This is a genomic window from Streptomyces sp. NPDC055103 (genome assembly GCF_053607625.1).
Genome location: NZ_JBSGTX010000057.1, coordinates 43143 through 59758 on the forward strand (window position 1 = coordinate 43143; position 16616 = coordinate 59758).

General features: G+C 71.3%; 16 protein-coding genes and 1 pseudogene. 8 read left to right on the forward strand and 9 right to left on the reverse strand.

Annotated elements, in window-relative coordinates:
- Window positions 1–16 precede the first annotated feature (16 nt).
- The gene (locus tag ACWFR1_RS29605) at window positions 17–523 is read right to left on the reverse strand and encodes a carboxymuconolactone decarboxylase family protein (RefSeq protein WP_453556543.1); all 507 of its coding nucleotides are present in this window, start codon (window positions 521–523) and stop codon (window positions 17–19) included.
- Between the two features lie 46 nt (window positions 524–569).
- On the opposite strand from ACWFR1_RS29605, the gene pdxR reads away from it, so the two are divergent.
- Entirely contained in the window at window positions 570–2036 is a 1467-nt protein-coding gene (gene pdxR, locus ACWFR1_RS29610) for a MocR-like pyridoxine biosynthesis transcription factor PdxR (protein WP_453556546.1), read from the forward strand.
- Between the two features lie 50 nt (window positions 2037–2086).
- Here the strand turns inward: pdxR and ACWFR1_RS29615 are convergent, their stop codons facing one another.
- Both ACWFR1_RS29615 and ACWFR1_RS29620 read right to left on the reverse strand, forming a co-directional pair.
- A complete protein-coding gene (locus tag ACWFR1_RS29615) occupies window positions 2087–3040 on the reverse strand; it encodes a terpene synthase family protein (RefSeq protein ID WP_453556549.1) in 954 nt (317 codons plus the stop codon).
- Window positions 3041–3215: 175 nt separating this feature from the next.
- Window positions 3216–4100, reverse strand: coding sequence for a hypothetical protein (locus ACWFR1_RS29620; RefSeq protein WP_453556582.1), 885 nt, complete (start codon window positions 4098–4100; stop codon window positions 3216–3218).
- A 125-nt stretch (window positions 4101–4225) separates the two neighbouring features.
- Here ACWFR1_RS29620 and ACWFR1_RS29625 point away from each other — a divergent pair, with 125 nt between their 5' ends.
- Together ACWFR1_RS29625 and ACWFR1_RS29630 are read left to right on the forward strand one after the other, a co-directional pair.
- Window positions 4226–4522 (forward strand): hypothetical protein, encoded by a 297-nt coding sequence (locus tag ACWFR1_RS29625; RefSeq protein ID WP_453556552.1) that lies wholly within the window; start codon window positions 4226–4228, stop codon window positions 4520–4522.
- 14 nt (window positions 4523–4536) lie between these two features.
- On the forward strand, window positions 4537–5721 hold the full coding sequence (locus ACWFR1_RS29630; protein WP_453556555.1) for a glutathionylspermidine synthase family protein: 1185 nt from the start codon (window positions 4537–4539) through the stop codon (window positions 5719–5721).
- Between the two features lie 7 nt (window positions 5722–5728).
- On the opposite strand, the gene ACWFR1_RS29635 is transcribed toward ACWFR1_RS29630, so the two are convergent.
- The 4 genes from ACWFR1_RS29635 to ACWFR1_RS29650 form a co-directional block, all read right to left on the reverse strand.
- Window positions 5729–6424 (reverse strand): polysaccharide deacetylase family protein, encoded by a 696-nt coding sequence (locus ACWFR1_RS29635; RefSeq protein ID WP_453556558.1) that lies wholly within the window; start codon window positions 6422–6424, stop codon window positions 5729–5731.
- 101 nt (window positions 6425–6525) lie between these two features.
- Window positions 6526–7731, reverse strand: coding sequence for an ornithine--oxo-acid transaminase (gene rocD, locus ACWFR1_RS29640; protein ID WP_453556561.1), 1206 nt, complete (start codon window positions 7729–7731; stop codon window positions 6526–6528).
- Between the two features lie 137 nt (window positions 7732–7868).
- The gene (locus ACWFR1_RS29645) at window positions 7869–8681 is read right to left on the reverse strand and encodes a hypothetical protein (protein ID WP_453556564.1); all 813 of its coding nucleotides are present in this window, start codon (window positions 8679–8681) and stop codon (window positions 7869–7871) included.
- Complete coding sequence (locus tag ACWFR1_RS29650; protein ID WP_453556567.1) at window positions 8674–9285, reverse strand: RNA polymerase sigma factor; 612 nt, start codon at window positions 9283–9285, stop codon at window positions 8674–8676. Before ACWFR1_RS29650 ends, ACWFR1_RS29645 begins: the two co-directional genes overlap by 8 nt.
- A gap of 56 nt (window positions 9286–9341) precedes the next feature.
- On the opposite strand from ACWFR1_RS29650, the gene trpS reads away from it, so the two are divergent.
- Window positions 9342–10355 carry a tryptophan--tRNA ligase gene (gene trpS, locus ACWFR1_RS29655; RefSeq protein ID WP_453556570.1) on the forward strand — a complete coding sequence of 338 codons (1014 nt, stop codon included), beginning with the start codon at window positions 9342–9344 and terminating at the stop codon, window positions 10353–10355.
- A 107-nt stretch (window positions 10356–10462) separates the two neighbouring features.
- Window positions 10463–11059 (forward strand): 2'-5' RNA ligase family protein, encoded by a 597-nt coding sequence (locus tag ACWFR1_RS29660; protein ID WP_453556572.1) that lies wholly within the window; start codon window positions 10463–10465, stop codon window positions 11057–11059.
- Window positions 11060–11090: 31 nt separating this feature from the next.
- On the opposite strand, the gene ACWFR1_RS29665 is transcribed toward ACWFR1_RS29660, so the two are convergent.
- A complete protein-coding gene (locus ACWFR1_RS29665; protein WP_453556574.1) occupies window positions 11091–11846 on the reverse strand; it encodes a decaprenylphospho-beta-D-erythro-pentofuranosid-2-ulose 2-reductase in 756 nt (251 codons plus the stop codon).
- A 190-nt stretch (window positions 11847–12036) separates the two neighbouring features.
- Between ACWFR1_RS29665 and ACWFR1_RS29670 the strand changes: the two genes are divergently transcribed.
- On the forward strand, window positions 12037–12957 hold the full coding sequence (locus tag ACWFR1_RS29670; protein ID WP_453556576.1) for a YihY/virulence factor BrkB family protein: 921 nt from the start codon (window positions 12037–12039) through the stop codon (window positions 12955–12957).
- On the opposite strand, the gene ACWFR1_RS29675 is transcribed toward ACWFR1_RS29670, so the two are convergent.
- A complete protein-coding gene (locus ACWFR1_RS29675) occupies window positions 12872–14188 on the reverse strand; it encodes a D-alanyl-D-alanine carboxypeptidase family protein (protein WP_453556578.1) in 1317 nt (438 codons plus the stop codon). The two genes, ACWFR1_RS29670 and ACWFR1_RS29675, sit on opposite strands and share 86 nt — an antisense overlap.
- A gap of 109 nt (window positions 14189–14297) precedes the next feature.
- Here ACWFR1_RS29675 and ACWFR1_RS29680 point away from each other — a divergent pair.
- Together ACWFR1_RS29680 and ACWFR1_RS29685 are read left to right on the forward strand one after the other, a co-directional pair.
- Window positions 14298–14372, forward strand: a pseudogene (locus ACWFR1_RS29680) (SCO4848 family membrane protein); the annotation flags it as partial.
- A gap of 75 nt (window positions 14373–14447) precedes the next feature.
- Window positions 14448–16154 (forward strand): recombinase family protein, encoded by a 1707-nt coding sequence (locus tag ACWFR1_RS29685; protein ID WP_453556580.1) that lies wholly within the window; start codon window positions 14448–14450, stop codon window positions 16152–16154.
- Window positions 16155–16616 lie beyond the last annotated feature (462 nt).

Genomic DNA, 16616 nt, shown 5'->3' on the forward strand with positions numbered 1-16616 from the left:
CCGTTCTCGTCCCGGCTCACGAGGGGCGCGGGGTGTAGTGGCCGGGCGTCATCCGGGTCGTCACGCCGATCCGGTTCCAGGCGTTGATCGTGACGATCGCGGCGATGACCCGGGCGAGCTCGGTCTCGTCGAAGTGCGCGGCGGCCCGCGCGTACACCTCGTCGGGGACGAAGCCGTCCGTGAGGACCGTGACGGACTCGGTCAGGGCGAGGGCCGCGAGCTCCCGCTCCGTGTAGAAGTGCCGGGACTCCTCCCAGGCGGCGAGCTGCACGATCCGCTCGACGGTCTCGCCCTCCGCCAGCGCGTCCTTGGCGTGCATGTCGATGCAGAACGCGCAGCGGTTGACCTGCGAGGCGCGGATCTTGATCAGGTGGTAGAGGGTCGGGTCGACGTCCTTCGCGGCCGCCGCCTCCAGCCGCATCATCGCCCGGTAGAACTCGGGGACCCGCTCGGCCATGGCGAGGCGGGGCGGGTGCTCGTGCGCGTGCTCGTGCGCGTTCTTGTCTGTCGCGGTGGTCGTCATGCTCTCACCGTACGAGCGGGATGGCACAGGAGTATGGTCCACTCCCATGGTGAACGACTGGGCCACTTTGGGTGCCGATCTCCATCTGGAACTGCGTGGCTCGCGACTGCGCGCCGGGCTCATGGACGCGCTCCGGGAGGCGGTGCGCAGCGGGCGCCTGGAGGCGGGCACACGGCTGCCGTCCTCCCGTTCGCTCGCCGTCGACCTGGGCATGGCCCGCAACACCGTCGCCGACGCCTACGCCGAGCTGGTCGCCGAGGGGTGGCTGACGGCACGGCAGGGCTCGGGCACGCGCGTCGCCCGGAGAGCGGCGCCGCGCAGGGCTGCGCCCACGGTCCGGCCCGCCACGACGGCCCGCCCCCGGCCGACCGCCGCCGCGACGCACAATCTCAAGGCCGGCACCCCCGACCTCGCCTCCTTCCCGCGCGCCGACTGGCTCAAGGCGTACCGGCGGGCGCTCACGGCCGCCCCGAACGAGGCCTTCGGCTATGGCGATCCGCGCGGCCGGATCGAACTGCGCACCGCCCTGGCCGAGTACCTCGCGCGGGCCCGGGGCGTGTACGCCAGGCCCGAACGGATCGTGATCTGCGCGGGGTTCGTGCACGGCCTGATGCTCATCGGCGAGGTGCTGCGCGGCCGGGGGGTGCGGGACGTGGCGGTCGAGTCGTACGGGCTCGGCGTCCACGCCGACCTCCTCGTCCGGGCCGGCCTCGGCACCCCGCCCCTGCCCTTCGACGACCGCGGCACCCGGGTCGAGGAACTGGCGGGGCCCGGCGAGCCGGGGAAGGCGGGCCAGTCACGGGAGTACGGAGGCGTCGGCGCCGTCCTCCTGACCGCGGCGCATCAGTTCCCGCTGGGCGGTGCCCTGCCGCCGGACCGGCGGGCGGCCGTCGTCGACTGGGCGCGCGCCTCGGGGGGCTTCGTCCTGGAGGACGACTACGACGGCGAGTTCCGTTTCGACCGGCAGCCGGTGGGCGCGCTCCAGGGCCTGGATCCCGAGCGGGTCGTCTACCTGGGGACCGCGAGCAAGTCCCTGGCGCCCGGGCTGCGGCTGGCGTGGATGGTGGTGCCGGAGGGGCTGCTGGACGAGGTGGTCGCCGCGAAGGGGGCCGTCGACTGGGCGTCGAGCGCGCCTGACCAGCTGGCCTTCGCCGAGTTCCTGGGTTCGGGGGCGTACGACCGGCACGTACGGGCCGTGCGGCTGCGCTACCGGCGGCGCCGGGACCAGCTGGTGGAGGCGGTGGCCGCGCACGCGCCGCTGACCCGGGTCAGCGGGATCGCGGCCGGCCTGCACGCGGTCCTCGCGCTGCCGCCCGGCACCGAGCAGGACGTCCTGCGGGCCGCCGCCTGGCACGGTCTCGCCGTGCAGGGCGTGAACCAGTTCCGCCGCCCGGCCGTGGAGCCGGCCCTGGACGGCCTGGTCGTCGGCTACGCCACACCGTCGGACAGTGCGTGGCCGGGTGCCCTCGCCGCTCTCCTGCGTGCGCTTCCGGAAGGGCCGGGGCAGGAATGAGCCCGCTCGGCGAGTGACCGAACGGGGCTCCAGGGGTTCGGGGTGTCGGCTCAGTGGCCGTAGCGGCCGGTGTCGACTTCCCAGCGGTGGTAGCCGGCGATCCAGGCGGCGAGGCCGTCGACGTACCGGCGGGCGGCCTCACGTCCGGCCGGGGGGAGACCGAGGAGATCACCGATCTCGGGGACCTGGGCGGACAGCTCCACGAAGCGGTCGACCATCGTCTGGGCCTCGCGCATCACCTCGACCGCCGCCTCCTCGGGGGTGCCGCCGCGCTCTTCGCGGACGATCATCACCATGTTGGCGACGTCGCCCCGGGCGAGCTCCTGGGCGTAGGAGTGCACGTCGTTCGTGAACGACGGTATGTCGGCGGCCAGTTGGCGCATCCGGCGGAAGGTCGGATGGTGCAGCACCTCCTGCGGCAGCTCGAACCGGTTGAGCCGCTCGACCATGTCGAAGAGGGTCTCCATCGCGGCCGTGCCCCGGCGGAGCGCCAGATAGCTCTCCCGGTCCGGTATCCGGCTGGAGAGCCGGCCGGCGGCCTCGGCCGGGTGGCAGGCGAAGTACCACTCCCAGTTGTAGGCCGAACGGGCCTTCCACCGGCCGGACATGCCGCGCAGGCTGCGCTCCCAGAGGTCGGCGAAGGCCAGCTCGACGGGGGTGCGGGCGCCGGGCTCGGGACCGTTTCCGTGCAGGAGCCCCGTCAGACGGGTGCAGATCTCCGCCACCTGCGCCGGTGACCGGCCGAGATCCGAGTCGAACTGGTCGTCGAAGAGGAAGTAGAAGGCGAGCAGATCGACGGCGAGGGCCAGGTCGTCGGTGGCGCAGTCAGGACTGGTGAACGCGGCGAGCCGGGGCACGTCCCACTTGGCGTACGCCGTCGGGTCGATGGTCCGGGCGAGCCCTTCGTGCTGGAGCAGCCACTCCTGGTGGCGGTGCGCGGCACGTCCCCGGCTCGGATTGCTGCGCGGTGGAAACGGCAGATCGAGCAATGCTGTGTTGAACACTTGCCCCCCAGGCTTCGATCCCGGGTGATCCTCATGCGCCCCCCGACGCGATCGAAGACTACTTGAATCGGTCAACAACTGCCAGAAATAACAAGCCAGTCCCTCGCCTGATGGACAGTCAGTGCAGGCTGCGCCGCAGGCCTGCGGCGGTCCCTGCCCCGCGACCGACGCCCCGTCAGGGCGTGCGAGGCCCCCGCTCGGCAGTCGGCCCCACGTCCAGGGCCTCCGTCCCGACGGCCTCTCCGATCCTGTCCACGACCGGCGGCTCGCCGAAGCGGGCCAGGGTCAGGGAGCCCGCCACCGCCACGGCGAAGCCGAGGACCGCCAGCCACCCCAGGCCCTCCCGCGTACGGTCCCCGAGCCACACCACCCCGACGATCGCGGGCCCGATCGTCTCGCCGAGCACCGCGCCAGCCGTCGCCGTGGTCACCGAGCCCCGCTGGAGCGCCGACGTCAGCAGCAGGAACGCCGCCCCGCCGCCCACGAGCAGCGCGTACAAGACCGGATCGGCGAAGTCGACGCCCTCGATCAGCCGGACGGCCACCTCCACCACGCCGAAGCCGAAGCCGGCCCCGAGGCCCAGGACGAGGGCCCGCGATCTCGCCGGCAGCCGTCCCGCGACCACGCCGAGCAGCAGCACCCCGAAGGAGACGCCGAGCAGCGCCCACCGCAGCGCCTCCGAGGTCTCGCGGTGCCCCTCCTTCCCCGAGGCGAGCGCCAGCATCGCGAGCCCCGCGCACACCACGGCCACGGCCGCCCACTCCACCCGGCTCAGCCGCACCCGCAGCAGCCGCGAGGCGATGACCGCCGTGACGGCCAGACTCGCGGCGAGCGCCGCGCCCACCGCGTAGATGGGCAGCGTCCGCAGCGCCACGATCTGCAGGGCGAAGCCCAGGGCGTCCATCCCCAGGCCGGCGAGGTAGCGCCACTGCCGCAGCGCCCTCCACATCAGGGCGACGTCGACGCCCCCGCCCGTTCCCGGCTCCGCGGCCCGGGCCGCCATCGCCTGAAGGACAGAGGCCGCGCCGAAGCAGAAGGCCGAAGCAAGCGCGCAAATCATCCCTAGCAGCACGAAACGACTCTAGGTCCCGTCCTGGACGCGAGGCCGAAAATCACCGGCCTACACTGTGCGGTCGCGACTGTCGTGGCCACGACGGACGCGACCGCGAAGGGGAGGCGACCGACATGCGGAGGCTGAGGTCGAGCACGGTGGTGCTCGGCGGGATGGGTGTACTCGCGGCGACGATCACCGCGTGCGGCTCCGAGCCGGACCGGCGGTGTGTGGACCCGCTGACCCGGGAGGAGCTGCCCAGTTACCGGTGCGAGAGCGGCGGCGGCGATGACGACGACGGCGGCAGCACGACCCGGGGCTCGTACTACTACGGCGGCTCCGTCCGGAGCGGCAAGGTGGACGGCGGCAGTTTCAGCAAGGCGGCCGTCGACACCGGCGGCTTCGGCTGCTCGGGCTCCGGCGGCGGCTGAGGAAGGCCCGGCACATGAAGCGGCACACCATCGACCCCCGGCCCGACTGGCAGACGATCGTGGAGGAGCAGGGGGTCGTCTACCCCCTGACCCGCTACCCCGACGGTTCGCTGCGCCCGTACTGGGACGAGAGCGCCTACTACTCCTTCACCCTGCCCGAGGTCGAGGCCCTGGAGGAGGTCGTCGAGGAGCTGCACGCGATGTGCCTGGCGGCCGCCGCGCACATCGTCGAGCGGGACCGCTTCGCCGAGCTCGGCATCACCGATCCGAAGCTCGCGTCCCTGGTCGCCGAGGCCTGGCGGCGCCGCGACGAACTCCCCTCCCTGTACGGGCGGTTCGACCTGCGGTACGACGGCACCGGGCCGGCCAAGATGCTGGAGTACAACGCCGACACCCCCACCTCGCTGGTGGAGGCCGCCAGCCCGCAGTGGTTCTGGATGGAGGAGCGCTTTCCCGGCGCCGACCAGTGGAACTCCCTCCACGAGCGGCTCGTCGACGCCTGGAAGCGGCAGGCGCACCTCCTGCCGCCCGGCCCCGTCCACTTCGTCCACTCCGACGGCGACGAGCTCGGCGAGGACCTGATGACGGTCGCGTACCTGCGCGAGACCGCCCAGCAGGCCGGGCTCGACACGGAGGCGCTCTCCGTCGAGCGGATCGGCTGGGACCGGCTCTCGCGCCGGTTCGTCGACGACCGGCTCCGCTTCATCCGCAGCTGCTTCAAGCTCTACCCGTGGGAGTGGCTGACCACCGACCGCTTCGGGAAGCACGTCCTCGACACCCTCGACAACGGCGGCGGGACCGGCACCACCTGCTGGATCGAGCCCGCCTGGAAGATGCTCCTCTCCAACAAGGCGCTGCTCGCGATCCTGTGGGAACTGAACCCCGGCCACCCGAACCTGCTCCCCGCCTACCTCGACGGCCCGCGCGAGCTCGCCTCGACCACGGGATGGGTCGCCAAGCCGCTGCTCGGCCGCGAGGGCGCGGGCGTCACCCTCCACGAGGCCGGCACGGAGCCCTTCGTGCGGGACGGGGAGGCCTGCTGCTACCAGGAGCTCGCCCCGCTGGCCGACTTCGACGGCAACAAGGTGGTGCTCGGCGCGTGGGTCGTCGAGAACGAGGCGGCGGGGCTCGGGATCCGCGAGTCCGCGGGCCTCGTCACCGACGAGTACGCCCGCTTCCTCCCGCACGTGATCCTGTAGGGGCCGGTTACTCCGGTACGTACTCCCTGAGCGGCGCGGGCTCGAGGCCGGCCGCCTCGGCCAGGGCCAGGGCCCGCGTCAGGTCCTCCTTCAGGGTCTCGTTGAAGTGGAGCAGGATGATGTCGCCGGCCTTGAGCGTCGGCGTCGGCGGCGTCCACTCTCCCCAGGTGGTGAGGTCGTACGTCCACGTCACCACGGCCTTCGCCCCGCAGGCGCGCGCGGTGGTCCGGGTGGTCGCGTCGTACGTGCCGTAGGGCGGGCGCAGCAGCCGCGGACCGTCGCCGAACTGGGCGAGGTGCTGGTCGCGGGCCCCGCAGAGCTCCGCCTGCTGGCCGGCGGCGTCGAGCATGGTCAGGTCGGGGTGGTTGACGGTGTGGTTCTCGACCCGGGAGCGGCCCTGGTTCAGCAGGGTGTGGAAGTAGCCGGAGTCGTACGAGTACGCGCCGGGCAGCAGGAAGAGCGAGGCGGGCACCCGGCGGTCGATCAGCAGCTTCGCCGCCGCCGCGTCGTGGAACCAGCCGTCGTCGATGGTGATGAAGACGACCGGGTCGGTGGTCTCGACGTGCGAGACCACCGGGACGGGCTCGGGCCAGGCCGCCTTCGGGGCGGAGTGCGCGGGTCCCGTGGACGCGCCGAGGAGCGCGAGGGGGACGAGGGCGGCGAGCCCGGCACGCACGGCGTGACGCAGACGGAGTCTCGGCATGGCGGCATCATTGGCCTAGACCAACTGTCATGTCAATGGCCCGAGTTGCCCCGCCCGAGACCGGTACGGGCGAGCCCCGCCCCCACCCGAAACGGACCCCGTCAGTCCGACAGCACGCCCCTCAACTGCTCCAGCCCCCAGTCCAGATCCTCCTTCGAGATCACCAGCGGCGGCGCGATCCGGATCGTCGACCCGTGCGTGTCCTTCACCAGGACCCCCCGCTCCATCAGCTTCTCCGAGATCTCCCGGCCCGTGCCCCGCGACGGCGCGATGTCCACCCCTGCCCACAGGCCGCGCCCGCGCACCGCCTCCACCGCCCCACCGCCCACGAGCAGCCCCAGCTCGGCGTGGAGATGATCGCCCAGCTCCGTCGCCCGCTCCTGGAACTCGCCCGTCCGCAGCATCGCGATCACCTCCAGGGCCACCGCGCAGGCCAGCGGATTACCGCCGAACGTCGACCCGTGCTCACCCGGCCTGAACACCCCGAGCACCGAACGGTCGGCCACCACCGCCGACACCGGCACGACACCGCCGCCCAGCGCCTTCCCCAGGATGTACACGTCCGGCACCACCCCCTCGTGCTCGCACGCGAAGGTCTTCCCCGTCCGGCCGAGACCCGACTGGATCTCGTCCGCCATGAACAGCACGTTCCGCCGGCGCGTCAGCTCCCGCACGCCCGGGAGATAGCCGGCCGGCGGCACCAGGACCCCGGCCTCCCCCTGGATCGGTTCGAGCAGCACCGCCACCGTGTTCTCGGTCACCGCCGCGTCGAGCGCCGTCAGGTCCCCGTACGGGACGATCTCGAACCCCGGCGTGTACGGGCCGTAGTGGTCCCGGGCCTCGTGGTCCGTGGAGAAGCTGATGATCGTCGTCGTCCGGCCGTGGAAGTTGTTCGCCGCGACCACGATCTTCGCGTGCCCGTCCGGCACGCCCTTCACCTCGTACCCCCACTTCCGGGCGGTCTTCACGGCCGTCTCGACCGCCTCCGCCCCCGTGTTCATCGGCAGCACCATCTCCTTGCCGCACAAGGCCGCGAGCTGCGTACAGAACTCGGCGAACCGGTCGTGGTGGAAGGCGCGCGACGTCAGCGTCACCCGCTCCAGCTGCGCCTTCGCGGCCTCGATCAGCCGCCGGTTGCCGTGCCCGAAGTTGAGCGCCGAGTACCCGGCGAGCATGTCGAGATAGCGGCGCCCCTCGACATCGGTCATCCAGGCACCGTCCGCCGAGGCGACGACGACCGGAAGGGGGTGGTAGTTGTGAGCGCTGTACGCCTCCGCGGAAGCGATGGCCTCTTGCGTCCTCGACACGGGGTCTCCGTTCGTCCTGCGGCCCGGGAGCTCAGGGGTTGTGAACTCCCCTTCTTATCGTCGCTCGCGCGCCGGACGCGGAAACCTCGGCGACGGCGCGCCCACGGCTCTGTCCGGCGCACGCCGGACAGGCACCGTCAGCCGACCGACTCCGCCGTCCTCCGTGCCTCCTCCCGGTCCGGTATGCCCTCCAGGCGGAAGGTGAGCGCGCCGCCGCTCCACGTCCAGAGCAGGGTCGGGCCCGCCGTGCGGACCTCGTGTCTCCACACCCCGCCCGTCCCGTCCGCCAACGGGACCGTCAGCAGGTGCGGCGCCGCGAACCAGTACCCCTGCCCGCCGTCCGGCAGCTCCACCCACTCCGGCTGTGTCCTGACCTCCTTGGCGAAGCCGATGTCCAGCCGGGCCGGGAACTCGTCCAGCCGGACCGTCCGCTCCCCGTCACGCCAGCACAGGCCGATCACCGCCCTGCCCCGCTCGGCCGACCCCGTCACCACGACCGCGTCCGGCGGACCGAGGGCGCCCGGTATCAGCGGCTCGAAGCCCGCCCTGCGCCCGGCCTCCGCCAGGGGCACCGGATCGGGGCACCCCGGCACCGCGCCACCGACCGAGACGCGGCGGCCGCCGGGGTCGTGCCGCACGACGACCCCGCCGAAGCCGAACCAGTCCGCCACCGCCGCCCGCACGGGAGGGGTGAGCACCAGCACGATCAGGACACCGGTCAGGACCGCCACCAGCGCCCGCCACCGCTCCCGCGCCCCTCTCCGCGCCGACTCCCGCACAGACGTCCACCACCGGCGCTCCGCCGGCAGGGGCTCCGGCACGGGCGTCGGCACGCGCTCGGCGAGGAGCTGCGCGAGCACCCGCTCCGCCATGGACTCGCCGTCCACGTCGGGCACCCGCAGCCGCCGCCCCAGCTCCCGCAGCTCACTGGGCAGCCGCTCGTCAGACACGCTCCTCACCTCCCTCCCGCACGAGTCCCTCCAGCACCGGTCCCAGTTTCTTCAGCGCCCGGCTCAGCCGGGACTTCACCGTCCCTCTCGGCCAGCCCAGCGCCTCCGCCGTCTCCGCCTCGTCCAGCTCCAGGAGATACCGGTGGATCACCACCTGCCGGTGCTCCTCGGCGAGACCGTCCAGGGCGTCGAGCAGCCGCCGGCGCCGCTCCCGCTCCTCGGCCGCGACCGCCGGATCCGCCGACTCCGGTATCCGCGGCTCCCCGCCGAGCAGGTCCGCCTCCCGATCCGCGACGGCCCGCTGCCGACCCGCCGAGCGCACTGTGTTCCTGGTCTCATTGACCACGATCCGCAGCAGCCACGGCCGGAACGCCGCGCCCTCCTTGAAACGTCCCAACGAGCGGTACGCCTTGAAGAACGCCTGCTGCACCACGTCCTCGGCCTCCGGACCAGCACCGCACGCCACGGCCGCTCTCAGCGCCACCGCCGTGTGCGCGCGAACCAGCTCCGCGTACGCCTCCGGCTCTCCGGCGCGCACCCGTGCGATCACCACGGCCTCGTCGTCGACCAGGCCCCCCTCCCGGGTCCCCTCCCGCGTCCTCACACTCTTGATACACCGGCAGTCGGGGATCGGTTCCCACACCTGAGAGAATGATGTGCATGGCCTCTGATCGACCTCGCGCACTGTCCGGAATCCAGCCCACGGCAGGCTCGTTCCACCTCGGCAACTACCTCGGTGCGGTCCGCCAGTACGTCGCACTGCAGGAGTCCCACGACGCCTTCTACATGGTCGTCGACCTGCACGCCATCACGGTCCCGCAGGACCCCGCCGAGCTGCGGGCGAACACCCGCCTCGCCGCCGCGCAGCTCCTCGCCGCCGGCCTCGACCCGGACCGCTGCACCCTCTTCATCCAGAGCCACGTCCCCGAGCACGCGCAGCTCGGCTGGGTCATGAACTGCCTCACCGGCTTCGGCGAGGCCTCGCGCATGACGCAGTTCAAGGACAAGTCGGCGAAGCAGGGCGCCGACCGCGCCACCGTCGGCCTCTTCACGTACCCGATCCTCCAGGTCGCGGACATCCTGCTCTACCAGGCCAACGAGGTCCCGGTCGGCGAGGACCAGCGCCAGCACATCGAGCTGACCCGCGACCTCGCGGAGCGCTTCAACGGCCGCTTCGGCGACACGTTCACGGTCCCCAAGCCGTACATCGTCAAGGAGACCGGGAAGATCTACGACCTCCAGGACCCGGCGATCAAGATGAGCAAGTCGGCGTCCACGCCGAAGGGCCTGATCAACCTCCTGGACGAGCCGAAGGTCACCGCGAAGAAGGTCAAGAGCGCGGTCACCGACACGGACACCGTGATCCGCTTCGACCCGGAGAACAAGCCCGGCGTCTCCAACCTCCTCACCATCCTGTCCACCCTCTCCGGGACGAGCGTCGCCGACCTGGAGAAGAGCTACGAGGGCAAGATGTACGGCGCGCTGAAGACGGACCTGGCCGAGGTCATGGTGGACTTCGTCACGCCGTTCCGGGCGCGCACCCAGGAATACCTGGACGACCCGGAGACGCTGGACTCGGTCCTGGCCAAGGGAGCGGAGAAGGCGCGGGCCGTCGCCGCCGAGACGCTGGCGCGGACCTACGACCGGATGGGCTTCCTGCCCGCCAAGCACTGAGTCCTAGGACCCTGGCCACGAGGGTGGTGCAGGACGCACACTGGCGGCTGCACCACCACGGACACAGAGACCGACACACCACTCGACGGACGACGGAGGAGAACGACGTGGGGACCGTAACGCTCGGCGTTTCGATCGCGGTCCCGGAGCCCTACGGCAGCCTGCTCCAGGAGCGGCGCGCGGGCTTCGGGGATCCCGCCGCGCACGGCATCCCGACCCACGTCACCCTCGTCCCGCCGACCGAGGTCGCCGAGGAGCGGCTCCCGGAGATCGAGGCGCACCTCGCCGGGGTCGCCGCCGGATGCCGGCCGTTCCCCGTCCGTCTGCAGGGCACGGGGACCTTCCGCCCGCTCTCTCCGGTCGTCTTCGTGAAGCTCGCGGAGGGCGTCCCCCTCTGCAACCGGCTCCAGCACCGGATCCGGGACGAGGAGGGACCACTCGCGCGCGAGCTCCAGTTCCCGTACCACCCGCACGTCACCGTGGCGCACGCCATCTCCGAGAAGGGGATGGACCGGGCGTTCGAGGAGCTCGCCGGGTACGAGGCGGCCTGGACGTGCCGCTCGTTCGCGCTGTACGAGCAGGGCCCGGACGGCGTGTGGCGGAAGCTGTACGACTACGAGTTCGGCAGCGGCCGGCCGATCTCGGCCGTCCCGACGCAGGGCGGCAGCCCGGTCGACGCGCCGACGGCCACCCCGGCGGGCTGAGCCCTCCGGGGACTCACCCTCCGCCCGTGTCTCACACGGGCAGGAGGCGGAAGAGCGGCCTCGGCGTGTGCCGTACCGCCGACATCACCAGCCGCAGCGCCCCCGGCACCCAGACCGTCTCCGAGCGGCGCCGCAGCCCCAGCTCGATCGCGGTCGCGACCGCCTCCGGCGTCGTCGCGAGCCGCGCCTCGGCGCGCCCCGCCGGCCTCCTCGACCGCAGGGCGCCGGGGCGGACGACCATGACGTGCACGCCGGTGCCGTACAGCGCGTCCCCGAGGCCCTGGGCGAAGGTGTCGAGCCCCGCCTTCGACGAGCCGTAGATGAAGTCGGCGCGCCGGGCCCGCTCGCCCGCCACCGAGGACAGCACCACCAGCGAGCCGTGCCCCTGCGCCTGGAGCGCGCCCGCGCACACCAGACCGGCCGAGACGGCGCCCGTGTAGTTGGTCTGCGCGACCCGGACGGCGGCGACGGGGTCGGCCTCGTCGTGCGCCTGGTCGCCGAGGACCCCGAAGGCGAGCAGCACGACGTCGACGGGCCCCTCCGTGAAGATCTTGCCGAGCCGCTCCTCGTGCGACTCGGTGTCGAGCGCGTCGAAGGGGACGGTGCGCACCTCCGTGCCGAGCGCGCGCAGCGAGTCCGCGGCGGCGGTGAGCGCGGGGGAGGGGCGGCCGGCCAGCCAGACCGTGCGGACGCCGCGGGCGATCATGCGGCGCGCGGTGGCGAGGCCGATCGCGGAGGTGCCGCCGAGGACGAGCAGGGACTGGGGGGTGCCGAAGGCGTCCTTCATGGTGGGTACTCCTCAGAGGGCGGGGGTCTCGACAGCCATCAGGGTGACCGTATAGCCGTGTCTGCGGCTTATGCCGCTATTGCCGCCGTGTGGTCTCCGGGATGTCGGTCACCGGCCCACGCGCTCCGTCGGGGGATTCTCGTACTCCGGCCATCTTCGGGACCAACGGATCAAGGGGTACGCGTACGACATGGACTGGCTGACCAAGCTCCCCGTCATCGGCCCCGTGGTCACCCGCCTCATGCGGACCCACGCCTGGCGCTCGTACGAGACCCTCGACGAGGTCCACTGGAGCCGGCTCGCCGCCGCGATCACCTTCCTCTCCTTCCTCGCCCTCTTCCCGCTGATCACCGTCGCCGCCGCGATCGGCGCCGCGCTCCTCTCCCAGGAGCAGCTCGACAAGATCGAGAAGAAGATCGCCGACCAGGTTCCCGGCATCTCCGACCAGCTCGACATCGACGGGCTCGTCGCCAACGCCGGCACCGTCGGACTCATCGCCGGCGCCCTCCTGCTCGTCACCGGCATCGGCTGGATCGGCTCGATGCGGGACTGTCTGCGCGCCGTATGGGGGCTCGACGACATCGAGGAGGGCAACCCGGTCGTACGCAAGGGCAAGGATGCGCTCGTACTCCTCGGGCTCGGCGGAGTCGCTGTCGCCTCGCTCGCCGCGTCCTGGCTCGGCTCGACCGCCGTCGGCTGGAGCGCCGACCAGGTCGGCATCTCCGGCGACGGCGCGGGCGGCTACCTGCTCCAGGCGGCCGCCGTCCTCGTCGCCGCCGTCGCCGACTTCCTCATCCTGCTGTACATCCTGACGCTGCTGCCCGGCGTCCACCCGCCCCGCCGCCGGCTCGTGGTGGCGGCAATCATCGGCGCGGTCGGCTTCGAGCTGCTGAAACTGCTGCTCGGCGGCTATATGAGGGACGTCGCGGGGAAGTCGATGTACGGGGCGTTCGGCACCCCGATCGCCCTGATGCTGTGGATCAACTTCACCGCGAAACTGCTGCTGTTCTGCGCGGCATGGACGGCTACGGGTTCACGTCGGGATCCAGCGGAGCCTGCGACGACCGGCGACGCCGACCCCCCGAACCGGACAGCGGCCAGCGGCGGTTGACGAGGAAGACGGCGCCCGCGAGCAGGACGAGCGCCCCGCCCGCCACGCTCAGCGCGATCCCGACCCCGCCGGACTTCTCCTCCGGGGCGGCGGAGGCCGCCGACGGGTCCGGAGCGTTCTTCCCGGGCGCGGGCGCGGAACCGTCCGAGCCCCCCGTCCCCGTCCCCGCGTCCGTTCCCGCGCCCGTCCCCGTCCCCGTACGGGCCGACGTGGGCGGCACGAGCTCGCCCACCGGCGTCACCTTCCCGGCCGCGGCGAAGCCCCAGTCGAGCAGCCGGGCGGTCTCCTTGTAGACCGCGTGCTGCTCCTTCGAGGACGGGTTCATCACGGTGACGAGCAGCACCTTCCCGCCGCGCTCCGCGACGCCCGTGAAGGTGGATCCGGCATGGGTGGTGTTGCCGTTCTTCACCCCCGCGATCCCCTGGTACGGGGCGACGCCGAGGTCGCCGGTGAGGAGGCGGTTGGTGTTCTGGATCTCGAAGGTCTCGCGCTTCTTGCCCGGTTTCTGCTCGCCGGGGAAGGCGGCGCGGGGCGTGGCGGCGTACTCCCGGAAGTCCGGGTTCTGCATGCCGCTGCGGGCGATGAGCGTGAGGTCGTACGCGGACGAGACCTGGCGCGGGGCGTCGTAGCCGTCCGGGGAGACGACGTAGGTGTCGAGCGCCTGGAGCTCGGCCGCGTGGTCGTTCATGTCCTTCACGGTCTGCGGGACGCCGCCGTTCATGGCCGACAGGACGTGGACGGCGTCGTTGCCGGAGCGCAGGAAGACCCCGAGCCACAGGTCGTGGACGCTGTAGGTCTGCTTCTCCTTGATGCCGACCAGGCTGGAGCCGGAGCCCATCCCCGTCAGGTCCCGGTTGGTGACGAGATGGTTCTGCGTCCTGGGGAACTTCGGCAGCAGGGTGTCCGCGAAGAGCATCTTGAGCGTGGACGCCGGGGCGAGCCGCCAGTGCGCGTTGTGCGAGGCGAGGACCGCACCGCTCTCGGCGTCCGCGACGATCCAGGACCGGGCGGACAGCTCCTTCGGCAGCACGGGGGCGCCGGGGCCCAGCTGAACCTGCGTACCGGGCTTGCCGAGCAGTGCGCCACCGACCGCGGACATGGTGGCGGGCGGTTTGGGCTGCTTGTCCTTCGCGTCCTTCCCTTCGTCCGCGTGGGCCGCGGGAGCGGCGATGGCGAGAGGCAGGAACACGGCAGTGGCGACCGCCCAAGCGGTCCTCTTCGAAGCAGACACGGTCGTGAACGTACAGGTACGGAACAGGTATCCGAACCCCACCGGGCGGTTCGTCCGGGCTCGTCCACCCGGACGCGGGCCCCGGGAGGCCGACGGCGATACTGGTGCCATGAAGCTCAGCCGCCGAGTCTCCTGGTTCCTGCTCGCGTTCGGGGTGTGGAGCTGGTTCATCTGGATCACTTTCTACATGTAGCTAACCGGTAGAGCTTCAACGACAGAAAAGAGCAGGTGAGAGGTCTTGCCCCCCTTCTTTTCGGCCGTGGGAGCCGAGCAGCTCGACACGGTGCGAGTGGCCGTGTACGCCCGACAGTCCAAAGCCCGCCCGGACTCGCCCGAGGCATCCCCGGAGGCACAGCTGGCGGCCGGCCAGGCGCTGGCTGCCAGCCGGGGGTGGGAGGTGGTTCACACCTTCAAAGACGTCGGAAGGTCCGGTTGGGATCCAAAAGCTGTCCGCCCGGCTTTCGAAGACCTCATGGCCGCCGTGCGCGCGGGCGAAGTCGATGTGGTGGTCGTCAACGAGCTGTCTCGGCTGACCCGCAAGGGCGCGCATGACGCGCTGGACATCGACAAGGAGTTCAAGAAGTACGGCGTCCGCTTCGTCTCCGTACTCGAACCGTTCCTCGACACGTCGAACCCGATCGGCGTCGCGATCTTCGCGCTGATCGCGGCACTCGCGAAGCAGGACAGCGACATCAAGGCGGAGCGCCTGCGCGGAGCCAAGGACGAGATCAGGGCGATCGGCGGCCGGCACTCCAGCTCCGCCCCGTACGGCATGCGGGCCGTGCGCGAGAAGATCGGCAACCTGGTCGTGTCCGTCCTTGAGCCTGACGAAGACAACCCGGAGCACGTCGAGATCGTCGAGCGCATGGTGGAGATGTCGTTCGCCGGAATCTCGGACAACAAGATCGCGACGACGCTGGCCTCGGAGGAAGTACCGGCGCCCGGAGAGGCCGAACGGCGAGCCACAGAGAAGCGGATGCAGTCCATCAAGAAGCGGCGCGTGTCGAACGAGGACAGCCCCGTCCGATGGCGCGCGCAGACAGTGCGCTGGATTCTCTCCCACCCGGCCGTCGGAGGCTTCGCGAGCGAACGCGTGAAGCGGGGCAAGGCGTACGCGAACATGATCGCTCGGGATGAGGGCGGGGCGCCTCTGACTCCCCACCGGGGCGTCGTCGCGGGGACCAAGTGGTTGGAGCTCCAGGAGCGGCGAAGCAAGCGCAACAAGACCAACAGGCAGCCTGGCGGAGAGGCCACACCCACCCTCCTGAGCGGATGGCGCTTCGCCACCTGCGAGATCTGCGCGGGCTCTCTGGGGCAGAGTAAGAACAACGGCGGCCAGGACTGCTACATGTGCGCCAACCCCAAGGGCCACGGTGGATTGAGCATCAAGCGCAAGGACGCCGACGACTACGTGGCCCGCTGTGTTTGGGAACGGCTTGACGGTGCAGACGTCGACGACGAAGAGGACAGGGAGTGGCTCGCGCAGGCGGCACTCCGTTTTGCGCTACAGCGTGACCTGTCCGGAGTCCAGGAGGAGAGGCGCGAGATGGCAGCGCACCTGGAGCACGTCCGGAACTCCATCGCCGAACTTCAGGCCGACCGTAAGGCGGGGCTCTACCGAGGGCGCGACGAACTGGCCATGTGGCGGGCGACGATGACGCAGTACCGGAATTTCGAGGACCAGTGCACGGCCAGGTTGGAAGAACTGGAGGAGCAGACCACCGCGGCGATTCAGATTCCGTCGGAGTGGCACGAGTCGGGTGAGGACCCGTTGGGCCCTGGTTCTCCTTGGGCGGAGTGGGACGTGTTCAAGCGTCGCGAGTTCCTCGACCTCTTCCTTGCTGGTGTATCCGTCGGCCCCGGCCGGGACCCGGAGTCCCGCAAGTACATCGCGATCGAGGAACGCGTGACGCTCCACTGGCGGCACCTTGATACGGGCAGCAGCGCCGTCACGGCCAACAGCTAACTGGCAGCGCTCAAGGTGTCGAACCCCGAGACGTTCGACCGTCTGAGCCCGACCGTGCGGATGAGACCCGGCTACGACGAGCAGGACAAGAAGCTGGCTGCCGAGCATGGCCTCGATGTGACCAACGGGGGTAAGTGAGTACGGCTAACGAGATCGAAAAGGCTGCCGAGCGCGTGGCGAAGCTGCGTGCGCAGGCCCAAACGGACCGGCTCCGCCGGTGAGCGGAGGGAAACCTCATGTGCAACGGAACCGGACCCTCGGGTAGCGGTAGGTTGCCCATCCGGTCACTGCCGCCAGGGGTTGCCACCGGCTCAAGACAGGCACGGGACTTTCGAAACACGCCCTAGCTTGACTCTGTCGGGGATCATGGAGTCGCCGAGGTCAGGCGCCCAGGGTGCGCCAGGACTTCGGCCGGGGGATCTCGTGCTGATCGAGGTAGGTCTGGAAGGCGGTCGGTCGGCG